Annotated in this window: 17 protein-coding genes; 13 read left to right on the top strand and 4 right to left on the bottom strand. The window is 72.8% G+C overall.

Annotated elements, in window-relative coordinates; genetic code table 11:
* Positions 1 to 17: 17 nt before the first annotated feature.
* Both Srubr_RS31325 and Srubr_RS31320 read left to right on the top strand, forming a co-directional pair.
* Positions 18 to 1,361: an FAD-dependent oxidoreductase gene (locus Srubr_RS31325; RefSeq protein ID WP_189994989.1), complete on the top strand. Its 1,344-nt coding sequence runs from the start codon at positions 18 to 20 to the stop codon at positions 1,359 to 1,361.
* A 146-nt stretch (positions 1,362 to 1,507) separates the two neighbouring features.
* On the top strand, positions 1,508 to 1,741 hold the full coding sequence (locus Srubr_RS31320) for an antibiotic biosynthesis monooxygenase family protein (RefSeq protein ID WP_229926664.1): 234 nt from the start codon (positions 1,508 to 1,510) through the stop codon (positions 1,739 to 1,741).
* Positions 1,742 to 1,757: 16 nt separating this feature from the next.
* Here Srubr_RS31320 and Srubr_RS31315 read toward each other — a convergent pair whose 3' ends face one another.
* Entirely contained in the window at positions 1,758 to 2,783 is a 1,026-nt protein-coding gene (locus tag Srubr_RS31315) for an isocitrate/isopropylmalate dehydrogenase family protein (RefSeq protein WP_189994993.1), read from the bottom strand.
* Between the two features lie 504 nt (positions 2,784 to 3,287).
* Here Srubr_RS31315 and Srubr_RS31310 point away from each other — a divergent pair.
* The gene (locus Srubr_RS31310) at positions 3,288 to 3,599 is read left to right on the top strand and encodes a cupin domain-containing protein (RefSeq protein ID WP_189994995.1); all 312 of its coding nucleotides are present in this window, start codon (positions 3,288 to 3,290) and stop codon (positions 3,597 to 3,599) included.
* An 82-nt stretch (positions 3,600 to 3,681) separates the two neighbouring features.
* Here the strand turns inward: Srubr_RS31310 and Srubr_RS31305 are convergent, their stop codons facing one another.
* Positions 3,682 to 6,978, bottom strand: coding sequence for a BTAD domain-containing putative transcriptional regulator (locus Srubr_RS31305; RefSeq protein ID WP_189994996.1), 3,297 nt, complete (start codon positions 6,976 to 6,978; stop codon positions 3,682 to 3,684).
* Between the two features lie 293 nt (positions 6,979 to 7,271).
* Here Srubr_RS31305 and Srubr_RS31300 point away from each other — a divergent pair, with 293 nt between their 5' ends.
* The 3 genes from Srubr_RS31300 (at position 7,272) to Srubr_RS31290 (ending at position 10,634) form a co-directional block, all read left to right on the top strand.
* Positions 7,272 to 7,814: an SDR family NAD(P)-dependent oxidoreductase gene (locus tag Srubr_RS31300; RefSeq protein WP_189994998.1), complete on the top strand. Its 543-nt coding sequence runs from the start codon at positions 7,272 to 7,274 to the stop codon at positions 7,812 to 7,814.
* Positions 7,815 to 7,974: 160 nt separating this feature from the next.
* Positions 7,975 to 9,219, top strand: coding sequence for an MFS transporter (locus Srubr_RS31295; protein ID WP_189995000.1), 1,245 nt, complete (start codon positions 7,975 to 7,977; stop codon positions 9,217 to 9,219).
* 194 nt (positions 9,220 to 9,413) lie between these two features.
* The gene (locus Srubr_RS31290) at positions 9,414 to 10,634 is read left to right on the top strand and encodes an LLM class flavin-dependent oxidoreductase (protein WP_189995002.1); all 1,221 of its coding nucleotides are present in this window, start codon (positions 9,414 to 9,416) and stop codon (positions 10,632 to 10,634) included.
* A 389-nt stretch (positions 10,635 to 11,023) separates the two neighbouring features.
* Here the strand turns inward: Srubr_RS31290 and Srubr_RS31285 are convergent, their stop codons facing one another.
* Positions 11,024 to 11,728 carry a DUF5324 family protein gene (locus tag Srubr_RS31285; RefSeq protein WP_189995004.1) on the bottom strand — a complete coding sequence of 235 codons (705 nt, stop codon included), beginning with the start codon at positions 11,726 to 11,728 and terminating at the stop codon, positions 11,024 to 11,026.
* Positions 11,729 to 11,938: 210 nt separating this feature from the next.
* Between Srubr_RS31285 and Srubr_RS31280 the strand changes: the two genes are divergently transcribed.
* Both Srubr_RS31280 and Srubr_RS31275 read left to right on the top strand, forming a co-directional pair.
* Positions 11,939 to 12,469, top strand: coding sequence for a peptidylprolyl isomerase (locus Srubr_RS31280; protein WP_189995006.1), 531 nt, complete (start codon positions 11,939 to 11,941; stop codon positions 12,467 to 12,469).
* 139 nt (positions 12,470 to 12,608) lie between these two features.
* Positions 12,609 to 13,496, top strand: coding sequence for a rhomboid family intramembrane serine protease (locus tag Srubr_RS31275; protein ID WP_189995008.1), 888 nt, complete (start codon positions 12,609 to 12,611; stop codon positions 13,494 to 13,496).
* 269 nt (positions 13,497 to 13,765) lie between these two features.
* Here the strand turns inward: Srubr_RS31275 and crgA are convergent, their stop codons facing one another.
* Entirely contained in the window at positions 13,766 to 14,020 is a 255-nt protein-coding gene (gene crgA / locus Srubr_RS31270; RefSeq protein ID WP_030609281.1) for a cell division protein CrgA, read from the bottom strand.
* 152 nt (positions 14,021 to 14,172) lie between these two features.
* On the opposite strand from crgA, the gene Srubr_RS31265 reads away from it, so the two are divergent.
* The 5 genes from Srubr_RS31265 to Srubr_RS31245 are packed head-to-tail and all read left to right on the top strand — an operon-like array spanning position 14,173 to position 17,784.
* Complete coding sequence (locus Srubr_RS31265; protein ID WP_189995010.1) at positions 14,173 to 14,961, top strand: DUF881 domain-containing protein; 789 nt, start codon at positions 14,173 to 14,175, stop codon at positions 14,959 to 14,961.
* A 21-nt stretch (positions 14,962 to 14,982) separates the two neighbouring features.
* Complete coding sequence (locus tag Srubr_RS31260; protein WP_189995018.1) at positions 14,983 to 15,654, top strand: class E sortase; 672 nt, start codon at positions 14,983 to 14,985, stop codon at positions 15,652 to 15,654.
* 53 nt (positions 15,655 to 15,707) lie between these two features.
* A complete protein-coding gene (locus tag Srubr_RS31255) occupies positions 15,708 to 15,869 on the top strand; it encodes a hypothetical protein (RefSeq protein ID WP_030609287.1) in 162 nt (53 codons plus the stop codon).
* On the top strand, positions 15,866 to 16,504 hold the full coding sequence (locus Srubr_RS31250; protein WP_189995020.1) for an aminodeoxychorismate/anthranilate synthase component II: 639 nt from the start codon (positions 15,866 to 15,868) through the stop codon (positions 16,502 to 16,504). Before Srubr_RS31255 ends, Srubr_RS31250 begins: the two co-directional genes overlap by 4 nt.
* A complete protein-coding gene (locus Srubr_RS31245) occupies positions 16,501 to 17,784 on the top strand; it encodes a class E sortase (protein WP_189995022.1) in 1,284 nt (427 codons plus the stop codon). Before Srubr_RS31250 ends, Srubr_RS31245 begins: the two co-directional genes overlap by 4 nt.
* The last annotated feature ends 7 nt before the right edge of the window (positions 17,785 to 17,791 follow it).

Raw genomic sequence — 17,791 nt, 5'->3', positions numbered from 1 at the left:
CTCAGGAGGAGCCCAACATGCACGACCCGCGCACCGCCGCGCCCCAGAGAAGGAACGGCATCGTAGTGCTCGGGGCGGGACTGGCCGGTCCGGTCGCCGCGATCTACCTGGCCCGGCGGTTCGGCCGGGTCACCGTGCTGGAACGGCACGCCGACACCCGTCACACCCCGGCCGGGCAGGGCCGGTCACTCATGGTGATCCTTTCGCACCGAGGGTGGCGCGTGCTGCGCGAACTCGGTCTGGAGGAGGCCGTACGCCGGATCTGTGTCCCGCTCACCGCCCGCTGCGGTCATCTGCCGGACGGCAGCACCGTGGTGACTCCGTACAGCCGAGACGGAGCACCCATCTGGGCGGTGGAACGGAACCGGCTGCACCGCCTGCTGCTGGATGCGGCCGAGGCCGAGCCAGGAGTGGACCTCCACTTCGAGCGCCCCGTCCTCGCCGTCGACCTGGACACTCCGGCGTTGCTGGTCCGGGCCGGCACCGCCGAGCGGTGGATCCCCTGCGGGCACGTCATCGGTTGCGACGGCGTCCACTCGGTAGTCCGCGCAGCCCTGGTCGAGCAGGGCGCACACGAGCAGGTGAGCACCCTGGAACTGGCTTACCAGGAGATCGTTCTCGACCTGCCCTCCTGTGATCGTGGGCTCATGCACTACTGGCCGGCCGGTGACGCCCTCTTCGGAGCGTTCCCCCTGGTGTCCTCCCCGCTGTTCGCGGGTTCGGTGTTCTTCCGCAAGGACGGCCCGTGGCCTTCGTACGCCGCCGTGACCGGCGCTCGGGCGCTGGCCCGGCAGTTCACCGACGTCTTTCCGGCCCTGGCCGCCGGCATTCCGGATCTGGAGCAGCAACTGGCGACCAAACCGGTGTCCACGGTGAGGCTCACCCGCTGTGACACCTGGACCTCGGGTGGTCGGGCCGTGCTTGTCGGCGATTCCTGCCATGCCATGGCTCCGTTCATGGGGCAGGGCATGAACTGTGCCTTCGAGGACGTCCGCACGCTCGTGCGCTGTCTGGACCGGGAAGGGGACTGGCAGCGTGCGCTCACGGCCTACGAGCGGTCCCGGAAGAACGACGGCGACGCGATAGCCGACATCTCCTACCAGCACTACCGCACCATGTCACGGCTGCCAGATCCGCGGCAGGAGGCCGAAGAAGCCGTGGCCCGACGGCTGGTGGCCCTGATGCCCGACCGGTTCGTGCCGCTCTACGAGCGCTGCGCCTTCAGCGAGGAGAGCTACAGCTCCGCGCTCGCCGAGGAGCAACAACTGCGCAGCCTGGCTCGCCGGATCATCAGTCAGTACGGTTCCACCGCTGTCGACCTGCCGGATCCGATGCTACGCGCATCCGTCGCGGCCCACTGAGCCGGTGCCGCGCGTCACATGTATTCAACGTCAGAAATTGCCGGGAGGGCACAGTGATTCTCGTCGTCTTCAGGTCGCGTTTCTCCGAACAGGTCGATGACGCGTACGGAACGACTGAAGAGCATCTGGCGAAGAAGGTAAGGGAAATGGCAGGGGACGACCTGGTCCATCTGAAGAACTACGTGGCCGAGGACGGCGAACGGCTGGCTCTGGTGTGGTGGCGGAACCCCGAGACGCTGGAGAAGTGGCGCAACGACCCCGAGCACCAGGATGCCCAGCAGCTCGGCCGGGACAAATGGTATGAGTTCTTCGAGCTCAGCGTCGCCGAGGTCGTTCGCACCAGCTCCAGCAAGGACCCCGAAGAGTACCCGGCACCCTGAGGGCGGGGACCGCCCGTCAGAGGGAGGCAAGCACCGCCTGGGTCACTTGCCGGGTACTCAGTGAACCCCCCAAGTCAGGAGTGACTCGCCCGGCCGCGATCGATCCGGCGACTGCGGCGTCGATCGCGGCCGCCTCGGCCTCGTGCCCCAGATGCCGGATCAGTAGAGCCGTGGTGAGCAGACACGCGAAGGGGTTCGCCACGCCCTTTCCTGCGATGTCCGGAGCTGACCCATGGACCGGCTCGAACAGGCCGAACCCGGTCTGGGGATTGAGACTTGCCGACGGCGCCACACCGATTCCGCCGGCCAGCGCCGCCGCCAAGTCGCTGAGAATGTCGCCGTAGGAATTGCTCGCGACGATCACGTCGAAGCGGTCCGGTTCGGTGACGAGCTTCATCGCGGCAGCGTCGATGTAGAGGTGCCTGGTGGCCGTGCCGGGATGCCGCTCCGCGGCGTGCCGCCAGCACTCCTGCCACAAGCGTCCGCCGGCCCGTACCGCATTGGCCTTGTCCACGAGACAGACCTCGCGGCGCGCCGTCGAGAACGCGAAGTCCAGGATGCGGGAGACGCCGTGCCAGGTGTTGACGTCCGCGTCGATGGCCACCTCCTGGGGCGACGACGCACGAAGGTTGCCACCGATGCCGCTGTACAAGCCCTCCGTGTTCTCGCGAACAATCGCACAGTCGAGCATACGACGCGCGGGATCCCGCAGCGGGCTGAGCCGGTCATGCATCAGCCGGACAGGCCGGTAGTTCGCATACAGGTCGAAGCTGATTCGTAGGCGCAGCAGAACATCGCGTACGTAGCCGGTCTCTTCCACATCGGGCCGTCCGACGGCCCCTAGCAGGACAGCGGAACTCGCGGATATGCGGGAGAGATCCGCCTCGCTCAGTGCCTGTCCTTCACGGCGGTAACGATCGGCATGCACGTGGTCGAGGACATCGATCGACAGGCCGGCATCAAGGGCATCCAGCACCTCTAACGCACACTCGACCACCTCAGGACCGATACCGTCGCCAGGGATGACGGTGATGGAATCCAATGGTCACCTTCTCTGGAGTTGGGAAAGAGAGCATCCGCCGACCGCTGTGTGACTGGGCGCGGCGTAGGGCCAGGGTAGGTTTCGTATTGCTTCGGCCGCCTGCTTCTGTCACGGATCGTTCATTCCGGCAACGGCTTACCCATGCGTGCTGACATGTCAGCACGGAAGGTAACAATTTCTCGACGTAGTACACGCTCTCCTTGAGAGAACGCGCCTTCTCGTAGTCCGAAGCGAGCCGGAGCCCGGTCACTGCTGGCGGACGACAGCCGCTCCGTCCACGGACTGGAGATGCTGACCAGTGATCACTGGTTCGACGGCACTCCGCTGTGGCGGGACCTGGGCCTGCTCCCGGGCCCCGCTTTCGACGGCTCCTTCACCGCGCCGGGCAGCGGGGCGGCAGCCGGCCCACCGAGGCGTACGGTCCTCGGCACCCTTTACTCTCCGGTCGACCAACCGGCGGGCGGTGGGCGATAACGTCCCGCGCGGGCCTTCCGGAGGCATGCCATGAGCTTGGTCAACCTGTTCGACGCGGCCTCGGCGCTGCCCGGGGCATGGAGCTCGCGGCTGCTCGGGGAGATCGGGACCGCTGCGGTGAAGCTGCTGCGCATGGACGGGACGCCGGTGCGGGAGGAGGCGCACGGCACGGCCGAGATCCTGATCGTGCTCGACGGCCGGATGGAACTGGTCGTCCAGGGCGACCCGGTGTCGGTCGGGCCGGGGGAGATGTACCGGGTCCCGGCCGGGACGGCGCACGCCGTGGGTCCGGGCAGCCACGGCAGCCTTTTGATCGTGGAGGTCCCCGAGACGGCCCGATGACGGTCCCGATGCTCATCCTGCTCGCCACCACCAGCGAGGAGTACGCGCGCGACCTCGTCGCCACCGTCCGAGCGGTCCGGGGCTACCGGCGGACGCCCTCCAGCGCCGGGGCCGCCTCGCGCAGGGCCTCCTCGGGGGTCAGACGGGTGCCGTCGGCGAAGGACCGGGTGAAGGCCGCGTCGCCCAGCGCGGCACGGGCCGCCCGCTCGACGCGGTCCACGTCGGTGCGCTCGGCCGGCGGCAGCGGCGCGCCCACGCTGCGCCGGGCCGCGTCGGCCGCGCCGAGCAACAGGGCCGCGCCGGCCGCCGCGGCCCGGGTGCCCCGCAGGGCCGCCGCGCCCGCCAGGCCCTCCAGGGACAGCGCGAGCGCCCGCGGCTCGTCTATCGCACGGGCCACGTCCAGGCCGCGCAGATGGTGCGCCGCGGCCGTGCCGGCGTCGCCGCGCAGTTCGGCGACGAAACCCAGCTCGGCCAGCAGCAGATGATCGCCCGCCTGCGAGGACACATCGGCGTACCCCTCGCGCAGGTGCCGCAGGTGCGCCTCGGCGGCGTCGAGGTCGCCGGAGCGGCGGGCGCCGAGCGCGAGGCCCATCTCGGCATGGATCTCGCCGTATTTGTAGCCCTGTTCGGCGGCGCTGCGCCGGGCCTGTTCGTGCAGGTCGCGGGCGCGGTCCCAGTCGTGGGCCAGCAGCGCCAGACGGCCCAGCCCGGACAGCCGGGCCGACACCTCGGCCGCGAGGCCCAGTTCACGGGCGATCCGCAAGCCCTCGTACTGGCGGTTGACGGCCTCCTCGTACTCGCCCTTGATCTCCGCGAGCGCCGCCAGCGGTGACACCGTCTGGAGTTCTCCCCAGCGGTCGCCGAGTTCGCGGAAGAGCGCGGCACTGCGCCGGCCGTCGCGGCCCAGCCCGGCGAGGTCGCCGCGGACCAGCGCGAGCGTGGCCCGCAGGCCGAGCGCGGCTGCCGTGCCCCACTGGTCGTCCGCGGCGGTGAACAGCGTCAACGCCCGGTCGTTCAGCTCCCCGCTGTCGGCCACCGCACCCGCGCTGAACAGGCCGTACGCGCACAGCCACAGCGACCGGGCCCGTCGTTTCGGGCCAGGCCCGGCGGTGTCGTCGGCGAGCGCGGTGCCGTGGGTGACGGCGGTGTCGTCGGGCAGGGCGGTGGCCGGGTCGCGGTCGCCGGTGAGCAGGGCGAACGCGGCGTGGAGCAGGGTGAGTTCGCGGCGGTCGGCGGCCGTCGTGGTGTCCAGCACCGCGCGCAGGCTGCGGCGGGCCTGGGCGAGCCGGCCGCGCAGCAGCCACCACCAGGCCAGCGCGGTGGCCAGCCGTGCCGCCTGGTCCGGGTCCCCGGCGGCGGCCCGGCGCACGGCCTCGTCCAGGGCCGAGCGCAGATTGCCGGACTCGGCGTCGAGCCGGGCCAGCCAGGACCGCTGCCCGGGGCCGCGCAGCTCGGGTTCGGCGCGTTCGGCGAGCGCGAGGTAGTGGCGCAGATGCCGGTCGCGTACGGCGGCGAGGTCCTCCATCTCGTGCAGCCGCTCGGTGGCGTACGCGGCGACCGACTCCAGGAGGCGGTAGCGCGGGCCGGTGGGCCCGGCCACCACGACCACCAGGGAACGGTCGACCAGCCGCGTCACCAGGTCGGGCACCTCGGCGGAGGCGACCCCGTCGCCCGCGCACACCGCCTCGGCCGCCCTCAGGTCGCAGCCGTCGCTGAACGCTGCCAGCCGGCGCAGCACGATGCGCTCCGGCGCGCTGAGCAGCTCCCAGCTCCAGTCGATCACCGCGCGCAGGGTCTGCTGGCGCTCGGGCGCGCCGCGCCGCCCCGAGGCCAGCAGCTGGAAGCGGTCGCCGAGCCGGGCCGCCAGCTCGCGTACACCGAGCGCGCGGACCCGGGTCGCCGCCAGTTCCAGGGCGAGCGGGATGCCGTCCAGGCGGCGGCAGATCTCGGTGACGGCGGCGCGCTCGGAGTCGTCGCCGGCGTCGGGGGCGAGCGAGAAGCCGGGGGCCGCGGCGGCGGCGCGCTGGGTGAACAGCCGTACCGCGTCGTCGGGGGGCAGCGGCTCGACCAGGAACACCTCCTCGCCCGGCAGGCCCAGCGGTTCCTGGCTGGTGGCCAGCACGCGCAGACCGGGCGCGGTGCGCAGCAGGAGGGTGGTGAGTTCGGCGGCGGCGTCCACGACATGCTCGCAGTTGTCCAGGACGAGCAGCGTGCGGCGGTCGCGCAGGACGGCGGCGAGATGGTGCGCGGGGGACCGGGTGCCGGTGCCGGAGACCGGTACCGCGGAGGGCGCGTGGTCGCTGATGCCGAGGGACGCGGCGACGACCTGGGCGAGGTCGGCGACGGCCCCGCCGCGGACGCCGGCGAACTCCACGAACCAAGCACCGTCGGGGAGTTCAGGCGCGGAGGCGGCTCCGAGGAGGGCGTCGGCCGCCGCCACCGCCAGCCGGGTCTTGCCCACGCCGCCGGGGCCGGTGAGGGTCACCAGGCGGGCGGCGCCGAGGAGTCCGGTCACCCGGTCGAGCGCGTCGCGGCGGCCGATGAGGGGGGTGAGGGACGCGGGCAGGTTGGAGGGGGCGGGCGTCGGGGGCGCGGCGGGCGCCTCGGCCTCCCCGGGTGCGGCTTCGGCGGTGCGCGGTGCGACCGAGAGCGCGGGGTCCTGGCGGAGCACCGCCTGGTGCAGCGCGGCGAGTTCGGGGCTCGGTTCGACACCCAGCTCGGCCACGAGCCGGGCGCGCAGGTCCTCGTAGGCCGCGAGGGCCTCGCTCTGCCGGCCCGCCGCGTACAGCGCCCGTATGAGGAGCGCGCGCAGCCGTTCCCGCAGCGGGTGCCGGGCCACCAGGTCGGCCAGCTCCCCGGCGAGCAGCACGTGTTCGCCGGCCGCCAGGCGGGCCTCGGCCTGCTCCTCCAGCACTGACAGCCGCTGGTCGGTCAGGCGCCGTGCCGCCGCGCGCGCGAAGTCCTGGTCGGCGAAGTCGGCGTAGGCCGGTCCGCGCCACAGTCCGAGGGCCTCGGTGAGCAGCGCGACCCGGTCGCCCGGGGCATCGACGGCGCGAGCCCGGTCCACCAGGTCGCGGAACCGTACGGCGTCCACCTCGTCGGTGTCGTCCAGCCGCAGCCGGTAGCCGGCCGGCTGGAGCTGTACCCGGTCCCGGCCCAGCACCCGGCGCAGCTGGGAGACCTTGGCCTGGAGGGCGCCGGCGGGCCGGCCCGGCGGGCGGTCGCCCCACAGGTCGTCGATCAGCCGGTCCGCGGAGACCGGGCCGCCGTCGTGGGCGAGCAGGTCGGCGAGCAGCGCCCGGACCTTCGCCTCGGGAACCCTGACGGCCACCCCCTCGTCGTCCCACACCGTCAGTGGGCCGAGCACCCCAAACCGCATGCGCGTCACTGTACGTCACGGTGCCGATCCGTTGGGGGGACCGTTCGGGCGTGCGGCGGCCACCAGCGGTCTCGCCTATCGCCGGGTGTTCCGCCCACCGGTCGCCCACCGGCCGTGAGCCGTAGGCCGGCCGGTCCCGGGTGCCCGTGAGCCACCCGTGAGCCGCACGTCAGCCGGTCCGGACCGCTCGTGAGCCGGCCGTGAGCCGTCCCGAAGGTTTTCCGAAGCGCCCGGGCGCAAGGTCGTTCCCACCGAGCCGTTGTGGCAGGTGCGGCGCAGGAAGAGGAAGCAGCATGACCAAGTACGCGGGCCGGACGGCCGTAGTCGTCTCAGAGGCCACCGCCATCGGACTGGCCGTGGCCAAGCGTCTGGTGGAGGGCGGCGCCCACGTCGTGCTGACCGCCCGGACCGCGACGGAGCGGGACCGCCTGGGCGGGGAACTGGGCTCGGCGGCCCGGGTCGTCGCGCCCTCCGACGTGACCGCCTGCCTGGGGCCCGGCGGCGATGTAGACCTGCTGTTCGCGGATGTCGTGACCACGGCCCGGCCGCTGCTGCCGCGGCTCAGGGACGGTGGCGCGGTCGTGCTGATGACCCCGGCGCCCTCGCCCGCCGCCGTGCACGCGCTGGCCGACGAGCTGGTCTCCCGGGGTATCCGCGTCAACGCCGTGGCGCCGGGCTGTATCGAGGCGCCGGGCGGCGACGGGGTGCCCCTGCCGCCCCTGGGCCGCCTCGGCGCCGCCGAGGAAGTGGCCCGGGCCGCGCTGTTCCTCGCCACCGACGCCACGTTCACCACCGGGGCCCGCCTGCCGGTCGACGGGGGCCTGACCCGGCCATGACGGCGTACCGGACCCGGCCGACGGACCGGAGGCGACGGCCGGCGTACCAGCGGTCCCGGCCGACGAGCCCCCGGCCTCCCAGAGCATCCGGTGCACCCGGCTCCCCGGCCCCACCCCGAGCGTTCACCCACTCCGTCCCCGACCCCCTGGAGCACATTTCATGAGCACCACACCCGATACCGCGGCCGGTTCGCCCGTGCGGACCGGCACCGAGGCGACCCCGGCGGGCGCCGGTGAGCGGCAGAAGCTGCCCATGTTCGCCCTGCTGGCCCTCGCGACCGCCGTGTTCATCACGAGCCTCACCGAGACCCTGCCCGCCGGTCTGCTCCCGGCGATGAGCGACGACCTGCACGTGAGCGAGTCCGCGACCGGGCAGACCGTCACGATCTACGCCCTCGGCACCGCGCTGACCGCGATCCCGCTGACCGCGGCGACGGCCGGCTGGCGGCGCAAGCGGCTGCTGCTGACCTCCATGGCCGGCTTCGCCGTCGCCAACACCGTCACCGCGCTGTCGTCCGTCTACGGGCTGACCATGGTGGCGCGCTTCGTCGCCGGTGTCGCGGCGGGCCTGGCCTGGGCGCTGCTCGCCGGGTACGCGCGCCGGCTGGCCCCGGTGCCGTTGCAGGGCCGGGCGATCGCGGTCGCGATGGCGGGCATCCCCGTCGCGCTCTCCCTCGGTGTGCCCGCCGGCACCTTTCTGGGCAAGGTGACCGACTGGCGCGTGGCGTTCCTCGCGATGACCGCGCTGACCGTCGTCCTGCTGGCGTGGATCGCCGCCGCCGTACCGGACCACCCGGGCCAGGAGCGCGGCGAGCGGCCGAAGATGCTGCACGCCCTGCGGGTGCCCGGCGTCGTGCCGGTGCTGTTCGTGACGCTGGTCTTCGTCCTGGCGCACACCATCATCTACGCGTACATCGCCACCTTCCTCGACGACCTCGGCATGGGCGGCAACACCGACCTGGTGCTGCTGGTCTTCGGCGCCGCCTCGCTGGCGAGCATCTGGATCGTCGGCGCGCAGATCCACCACCGGCTGCGCGTGCTGACGATCGCCAGCTCGCTGCTGGTGGCGGTGTCCGCCGCGGTGCTGGCGGTGCTGGCGGACCAGACGGCGTTCGTCTACCTCGCGGCCGTGCTGTGGGGCCTGGGCTGGGGCGGGGTGCCGACCCTGCTGCAGACCGCGGCCGGTGACGCGGGCGGCGAGAAGGCGGCCGACGCGGCCCAGGCCATGCTGGTGACGCTGTGGAACGTCGCCATGGCGGGCGGCGGTGTCATCGGCGGTGTGCTGCTCGACCTGAACGGCAGCGACTCGCTGCCGTGGAGCGTGCTGCTGTTGATGCTGCCGGTGATCGCCGTCGTCGTGCTGGCCCGCGGCCACGGCTTTCCCGCCAAGCGCCCGGTGGCGTAGGCGCGGCGTACGGCGGCGGGGACGGCCGGCTCTCCCCGCCGTACCGTCGTCACCGCCCCGCCGCCACCGCCCTTGAGAAGGGCGTCCACCGGCGCGACCGCACCGGCCCGGCCCCGCGCGACCACCTGGGCCCGCCGCCCGGCCCGGAGCGCACCCCATACCTCCGGAGCGCACCCCCTATCTGAGGAGACCCCGTGACCGCGCCCCCGCTGCACCTCGCCGTCGCCCTGGATGCCGCCGGCTGGCACCCGGCGGCCTGGCGCGCCGACGACGCCCGCCCCGCCGAGCTGTTCCGCGCGGACTACTGGGCGGACCTGGTCACCGAGGCCGAGCGCGGCCTGCTGGACTTCGTCACCTTCGAGGACGCGCTCGGGATGCAGTCGGCCGCCTTCCACCGGCCCGACGACCGCGTCGACCAGGTCCGCGGCAGACTGGACGCGGTGCTGCTGGCGGCCCGGGTGGCGCCGCTGACCACGCGTATCGGGCTGGTCCCGACCGCGAACGTCACCCATACCGAGCCGTTCCACGTCGCCACCCGCATCGCCGGCCTCGATCACGCGAGCACCGGCCGGGCCGGCCTGCGTCCGCAGATCGCCTCGCGCGCCGCCGACGCCGCCCACTTCGGCCGCCGTACGACCCCGCAACTGACCGACGAGGACGTGCGCGACCCGGAGCGGATCGGCCGGCGGCTGAGCCCGCTGTTCGTCGAGGCCGCCGACGCGGTGGAGGCCGCCCGGCGGCTGTGGGACAGCCGGGAGGACGACGCGGGGATCGACGCCGCCACCGGCCGCTTCATCGACCGCGACAAGGTCCACCACATCGACTTCGAGGGCGAGCACTTCAGCGTCCGCGGCCCCGCGATCACCCCGCGCCCGCCGCGGGGACGGCCACCGGTGATGAGCCTGGCGCACGCCGACGTGCCGTACGAGTTCGCGGCGCGCGCCGTCGACGCCGTGTGGGTCACCCCGCACGACCGGGCCGGAGCGGCGGCGATCCTCGCCCGGGTGGACGCGGCCGTGCGGCGCACCGGCCGGGACACCCGCGCCCGGCCGCTGCTGCGGTTCGCGGAGGTCCTGGTCTTCCTGGACGCCGAGCGGGGCGCCGCCGCCCGCCGCAAGGCCCGCCTGGACGACCTGGACGGCGCGGAACTCGGCTCCGACGCCGAGGTGTTCACCGGCACCCCCGGAGAACTGGCCGACCTGCTGCTGGACTGGCGCGAGGCCGGGCTGGACGGCTTCCGGCTGCGCCCCGGCGCGCTGCCGCACGACCTGCTGGGGATCACCCGCGGTCTGGTGCCGGAGCTCCAGCGGCGCGGGGTGTTCCGCACGGCGTACGACGCGACGACCCTGCGGGGCCACCTGCGCCTGCCGCGCCCCGGAAGCCGCTACGCGCGGCCGAGCGGAACCGGCCGGTGAGCGCACACGACCCCGGCAACCCCTGAGCGGACGACCGCGGCCACCGGCACAGCCGTCGGCGCGGAGCCCACCCGGCGCCGGCGATCGTCCCGGTGGTGCTGCTCATCGGCGCCCCGGCAGCCCGGGAGGCGCTCCGGCGGCCCGGGAGGCGCTCCGGCGGCCCGGGAGGCGCTCCGGCGGCCCGGGAGGCGGCCCGGCGGCCCGGGAGGCGGCCCGCCGGGACACCCCCGGGCGCCCGGGAGAAGAAGGTGCCGACGAAGAGCACGCCGACGGCCACCCGGATCGTCCTTGCCGTAGGGCGCCACGCGCGCGCCGAGCCGGCATCGCGGCGTACGCCGAGCGGTGACACGGAGGAGCCCCCGCCCAAGGGGTGGGGGCTCCTTTGGGGCTCAGGACTCGTCGTCCTGGTCGGTCGCGTCCTGGTCGGCCTGCTTGGCCCGCACCTCGGGGTCGAGCTCGCCGGGCTCGGTGCCGTCCACGGAGGCGAGCCGGGGCGAGTCGGCGGGTACCTCGGTCGGGGCGGGCGGCTCGACCAGCCAGTCGGGGTTGGCCTGCTTGTCCCACCACTTCCAGGCCGCGAAGGCGCCGCCCGCCAGGACGGTCAGCACCGCGCAGATCTTCACGGTCCGGCCGGTCCGGGACCGCCGCTCCTGGCGCCGGACCAGCTTCTGGATGTCCTCGGCCGAGACCTGTCCGCGCAGCGCGGCCATCGCGGCGGCACCGCGCGCGGCGGCCTCGTCACGCACGGGCGCGGTCGCGGCCACCGCCTGCTCGATCTTCGGACGCGAGTACAGGGCGGCCTGCCGGGCCGCCTTCCGGGCACGCAGGGCGGCCTCCTGGGCGGCGAGGTCGACCTTCGGCGGCACATGGGTGAGCGCCTGCTCCAGGCGGGGGGCGAGCCGGGCGTCGTACTGCACGCGGGCCTGCTCCGCGGCCTGCGACACCACGGGCGCCAGCCGTACGCGTGCCTCCTGCGCGTAGTACGCGGCACGCTCCTTGGCCGTGTCGGCGTAAGGCGCCACCACTTCCGCGGCGTGCAGCACGCTGTCCTTCGCCGAGCCGGTCGCGGCGCGCACGCTGTCAATGCGGGTCACGGGTTCCTCCTCCTCGGTGGCGTACGGTATTTCGACTTTCCACCCTTTTACGGATCATGCCTTCAGGAGGCCGGTGCGGCACGCGCGGGCGGGCATATGGGTGCCGGTCGCCTTTCCCGGCGGTATCCGGGCGGTGGCGGCCGGGCGTCGGGCGGGCGGCAGCGTGGAAGGATCGGAGCACCGCGGCGGAACGACGACGGAAGGCGGACCGTGGCCGAGCAGCTCTACGCCACCCTGAAGACCACTTTCGGTGACATCGAGATCCGGCTCTTTCCGTCGTACGCGCCCGTCACGGTCAGAAACTTCGTGGAACTGGCGCGCGGCGAGCGCGAGTGGACGCATCCCGGTACCGGCGTGCGCAGCAGTGACCGGCTCTACGACGGCACGGTCTTCCACGCGGTGATGGGCGGCTTCATGATCCAGGGCGGCGATCCCCTGGGCAACGGCCTCGGCGGCCCCGGCTACGGCTTCGAGGACGAGTGCCATCCCGACCTGGCCTTCGACAGGCCGTACCTGATGGCGATGGCCAGCGCCGGCCCGGGCACCAACGGCTCGCAGTTCTTCATCACCGTCACCCCGAGCACCTGGCTGAACGGCAAGCGCACCATCTTCGGCGAGGTCAGCACCCCGGCCGGCCGCAAGGTCGTGGACGCCATCGCGCGCGTGCCGACCGGGCGCAACGACCGGCCGCTGTCCGACGTGGTGCTCCGCACGGTGCTGATCGAGACCCGCGCGGAGTGAACGCCGCCCGCCCCGGACCGCCCGCCCCGGACCGCTCGCGCGGGGAACCGGACACCGCGCTCGTCCGTAAGGATGAAGGGGGCAGGATAGTGCCGTCAGGCACGGACACGACCACGGACACGACGAGCAAGGGGATCTGATGGAGCAGCCCGCAGGGAGCGCGCAGGACGCCCACAGCGCGCCCGGGTGCTACCGGCACCCGGACCGCGAGACCGGCGTGCGCTGCACCCGCTGTGAACGGCCCATCTGCCCCGACTGCATGGTCAGCGCCTCGGTCGGCTTCCAGTGCCCGGACTGCGTCCGCGGCGGCACCGGCGAGGGCCCCGCCCCGCAGGCGTCCCGGCCCCGTACGCTCGCCGGCGGCACGGTCACGGCGGACCCCCGGCTGCTCACCAAGATCCTGATCGGGATCAACCTCGCGGTGTTCGTCGCGATCAAGGCCGATCCCTCGTTCCTGAACGACGTCTGGCTCTACGGCGGCTGGCCGAAGGCGCCGTTCAGACCGGCATCGGGAGTCGCGGGCGGCGAGTGGTACCGCTTCCTGTCGTCGATGTTCGCGCACGAGGCGTACTGGCACATCGGCTTCAACATGCTCAGCCTGTGGTGGGTCGGCGGCCCGCTGGAGGCGGCCCTGGGCCGGGCCCGCTACCTTGCGGTGTACTTCGTCTCCGGGCTGGCCGGCGGTGCGCTCGCCTATCTGCTCACGCCGCCCGATGCGGCCGTGCTCGGCGCCTCGGGCGCGCTGTACGGCCTCTTCGGCGCCACCGCCGTGCTGATGCGCCGGCTCAACTACGACATGCGGCCGGTCGTCGCGCTGCTGGTGATCAACCTGATCTTCACCTTCAACGGGTCCCTGAACATCTCCTGGCAGGCGCACATCGGCGGGCTCGTCGCCGGTGTCGTCACCGGGTACGCCATGGTGCACGCCCCGCGCGAGCGGCGGGCGCTGGTGCAGTACGGCACCTGTGCCGTGGTCCTGGCGCTGGCCCTGGCGCTCGCGTTGATCAGGACCGCCCAGCTCACCTGACCGGGCTGGGGAACACGCTCTCCCCGAACCGTTGTCCACAGCTTGTGCCCGATCTTGTGCACACCGTGCGGGCACAGCTGTGCCCCCTGTCGCTCGGATGTGTTTCCGCAGGTAGGACAGGGGGCGAACGGATGTCTGAACGGTGTTGTACCAGTCACACCGGCGTCAACATCCGGCAGGTTATCCACAGATCGTCGTTCTTTTTCCCCACTGTGGACAACGGCTGTGGATAACTCAGTGGATAACCCTGGGCAGAGCTGTGGGCGGGGCTACTTCCACTGCGTGGAGACACCGAACCCGGCGGCGATGAAGCCGAAGCCGACCACGATGTTCCAGTTGTCCAGGCTGTCGACGGGCAGCGAGCCGTCCGTCACATAGAAGACGACGATCCAGGCCAGGCCGATCAGGAACATGGCCAGCATGACCGGTGCGACCCAGGCCCGGTTGGTCAGCCTGATGGCCTGCGCCTGCTTCGCCGGCGGCGGCGTGAAGTCGGCCTTCTTGCGGATACGTGACTTCGGCACGAGGGTCTCTCCTGTCGATGCGCTGCGTGGCCGCGCAGGGAACTGGGTCGGGCTCGGGGCAGCGTACAAGGGGCCAACATGACGACTCTGTGTGCTCCCCCGGACGTCCGTTAGCGTAGTGCTTCCGTGGCGCCGAAGGAGATAAGGGTACGTTGAGCAATTCTGCCGACTCCCCCGGGACGGGAGCAACGGGCTCCGGCCCCGCCCGCAGGCCGCGCCTCCGTCCGGTGCGGATCCTCACGGCGGCCGTCTTCGCCCTCGCCGGACTGATCTTCTTCACCAGCTTCGACACGGCCAAGGGCACCGACATCCGCCAGGACGCCTCCCTGCTGAAGCTGTCCGACCTGATCCAGGAGCGCAGCCGCAAGAACAAGGGCCTGGACGAGTCCAACGCCACCCTGCGCGACAGCGTGGAGTCGCTGGCCGAGAGCGACGACGGCAGCACCAAGGCCGAGGACGAGAAGCTCAGCGGGCTGGAGAAGAGCGCGGGCACCCACGAGCTGACCGGCAAGGCCGTCACCGTCACCCTGAACGACGCCCCGCCCGACGCCACCGCCAAGCTCCCCGGCTACCCGGAGCCGCAGCCCGACTACCTGGTCATCCACCAGCAGGACCTCCAGGCCGTCGTCAACGCGCTGTGGCAGGGCGGCGCCAAGGGCATCAAGGTCATGGACCAGCGGCTGATCTCCACCAGCGCGGTGCGCTGCGTCGGCAACACCCTGATCCTCCAGGGCCGCGTCTACTCGCCCCCGTACAAGATCACGGCGGTCGGCGACCCGGACCGGCTCAAGCAGGCCCTCGCGGACAGCAAGGCGATCCAGACCTACATGGTCTACGTCAACGTCTACGGCCTCGGCTGGAAAGTCACCGACGACGGCACGGTGACTCTTCCCGGCTACTCCGGCACAGTGGACCTGCACTACGCGAAGCCAGTGGGGTAGCCGTCCGTCCGGGAGCCGCCGGTGCGCGTGATCGTCAGAAGCCTCAGCGAACTGTGCATCACCGCCGGCACCCTGATCGTGCTCTTCGTCGGCTACGTCCTGTTCTGGACCGGCGTCAGGGCCGAGGGCGCGATGAACGACCAGATGGACCGACTGCACGCCGAGTGGTCGGGGGAAAGCGGCCGGGCCCGTCCCGTGGCGGAGGCGGCGCCGAAGCCCTACGAACCCGGCGAGCCCTTCGCCATCATGTACGTCCCGCGCCTCGGCGCCGCCTGGCACAAGCCGGTCCTTCAGGGCACCGGCACCGGCACCCTGAAGAAGGGCCTCGGCCACTACGCGGGCACCGCCCGGCTCGGGGAGACCGGCAACTTCGCGGTCGCCGGCCACCGGCGCACCCACGGCGACCCCTTCAAGGACTTCCCGCTACTGCGCCCCGGCGACGCCGTGGTGCTGACCGACGGGACCACCTGGTACACGTACCGGATCGACAAAGGGCCGTACCGCACCGTGCCGACGGACGTCGCGGTGATCGATCCCGTGCCGCGCGTGCCGGGGTACGCCCGCCCCGGCCGCTATCTGACCCTGACGACGTGCGACCCGGAGTGGGGCCACAGCCACCGGCTGATCGTGTGGGCGCATCTCGATGCCACCCAGCCTGTGGACACCGGCCAACCGGAGGCCCTGCGCCGCTAGTCTGGTGACGTACGGCGTGGGTCTGGTGCCGTAGGGGATACGGAAGGGACGGCATGTACGGCTGGATCTGGCGGCATCTGCCGGGGAACGCGTGGGTGAAGGCACTCATCTCGCTCGTACTGATCCTGGCCGTGGTCTACGTCCTCTTCCAGTACGTCTTCCCGTGGGCCGAGCCACTGCTGCCCTTCAACGATGTGACGGTGGACAACCAGTGAGTGCGCGGATTCTCGTCGTCGACAACTACGACAGCTTCGTCTTCAACCTCGTGCAGTACCTGTACCAGCTGGGCGCCGAGTGCGAGGTCCTGCGCAACGACGAGGCGACGACCTCCCACGCCCAGGAGGGCTTCGACGGCGTCCTGCTCTCCCCCGGGCCCGGGACGCCCGAGGAGGCGGGCGTGTGCGTGGACATGGTCCGGCACTGCGCGGCCACCGGTGTGCCGGTCTTCGGCGTGTGCCTCGGCATGCAGTCGATGCAGGTGGCGTACGGCGGCGTGGTCGACCGGGCGCCCGAGCTGCTGCACGGCAAGACCTCGCTGGTCGAGCACGAGGGCAAGGGCGTCTTCGCCGGGCTGCCCAGCCCCTTCACGGCGACCCGCTACCACTCCCTGGCCGCCGAACCGGCCACGGTCCCGGCCGAGCTGGAGGTGACCGCCCGCACCCAGGACGGCATCATCATGGGCCTGCGGCACCGGGAGCACCGCGTCGAGGGCGTGCAGTTCCACCCCGAGTCGGTGCTGACCGAGCACGGTCACCGGATGCTGGCCAACTGGCTGGCGGAGTGCGGTGACCACGAGGCCGTGGCACGGTCGGTGGGGCTCGCCCCGGTGGTGGGCAGGGCCACGGCGTGACCGCGCTGCGCCCCGAGCGCGAGGACGTGTACGGCGGCGGGAGCCCGTACGAGCCCTCCGCCGGTGCGCGACCGCACCCGCCCGTCCGCCCCACCGGGCGGCCCGCCGACCCGCCGACAGCCCCCTTGCCCCCACTGACGGACGACGCCCGGACGGCTCCGCTCCCCCGGGTGACCGGGGAGCCCACGCCCGCCCGTCCGCCCCGGGCGGCCGGGGAGCCCCGGACGGCGCCGCGGCGCCCGGCGACCGCCGGCCGTGGGAGCGCGCCGGGTGCCAGGGCGGCCGAAGACCCCGCGACCGCACCGATGCCCCGGGTCACGGACGAGCCGCCGGCGGCCCCGTTTCCGGCCGTCGACGACGAGACGATGGCGCTGCGAGTGGTGCCGGGGCGGGCGGGCGAGTCCGTGGGTGCCTCTGCGGCCTCCTCCGCCCCGGCGGCCGCTCCCGTCACACCGGGCGGCCGTGCGGCCCGCAGAAAGGCCGCCAAGCGGCGTGGCGGGCGCCGGACCGGTGCCGGGGCCCGGACGGCGTCGGCGCCCCCCGCCGAACGGGACCCGCAGCGCCCCCTGACCCGGGTGGAGGCCCGGCGCCAGGCCCGGCTGCGCAAGCCCAGCCCGGCGACCCTGGCGAGCCGGGCCATCGGCGAGCTGTTCATCACCACCGGCGTGCTGATGCTGCTGTTCGTCACCTACCAGCTGTGGTGGACCAACGTCCGCGCGCACGCGCAGGCCGGCAGCGCCACGCACCGGCTCCAGGACGACTGGGCCAGCGGCAAGCGCAGCCCGGGCGTCTTCGAGCCGGGCCAGGGCTTCGCCATCCTGCACATCCCCAAGCTGGACGTGGTCGCCCCCATCGCGGAGGGGATCAGCAACAAGCGGGTGCTCGACAAGGGCATGGTCGGGCACTACGGCGAGGCCCCGCTGAAGACGGCGATGCCCCAGGACAAGACCGGCAACTTCGGTCTCGCGGCGCACCGCAACACGCACGGCGAGCCCTTCCGGTACGTCAACCGGCTCACACCCGGTGACGCGCTCGTGGTCGAGACCCAGGACACCTACTTCGTGTACGAGGTCACCTCCTCGCTCCCGGTGACCTCGCCGTCCAACATCAGCGTGCTGGACCCCGTCCCGCCGGGCTCCGGCTTCACCCGCCCCGGCCGCTACATCACCCTCACCACGTGCACACCCGAGTTCACCAGCAAGTACCGGCTGATCGTCTGGGGCAAGATGGTCCAGGAACGCCCGCGCGCCAAGGGCAAGCCGGACGCGCTCATCGAGTAGGGCTCAC

It is taken from the genome of Streptomyces rubradiris (genome assembly GCF_016860525.1).
Lineage (GTDB): Bacteria > Actinomycetota > Actinomycetes > Streptomycetales > Streptomycetaceae > Streptomyces > Streptomyces rubradiris.
This window is presented reverse-complemented; position numbering and strand designations above follow the sequence as displayed.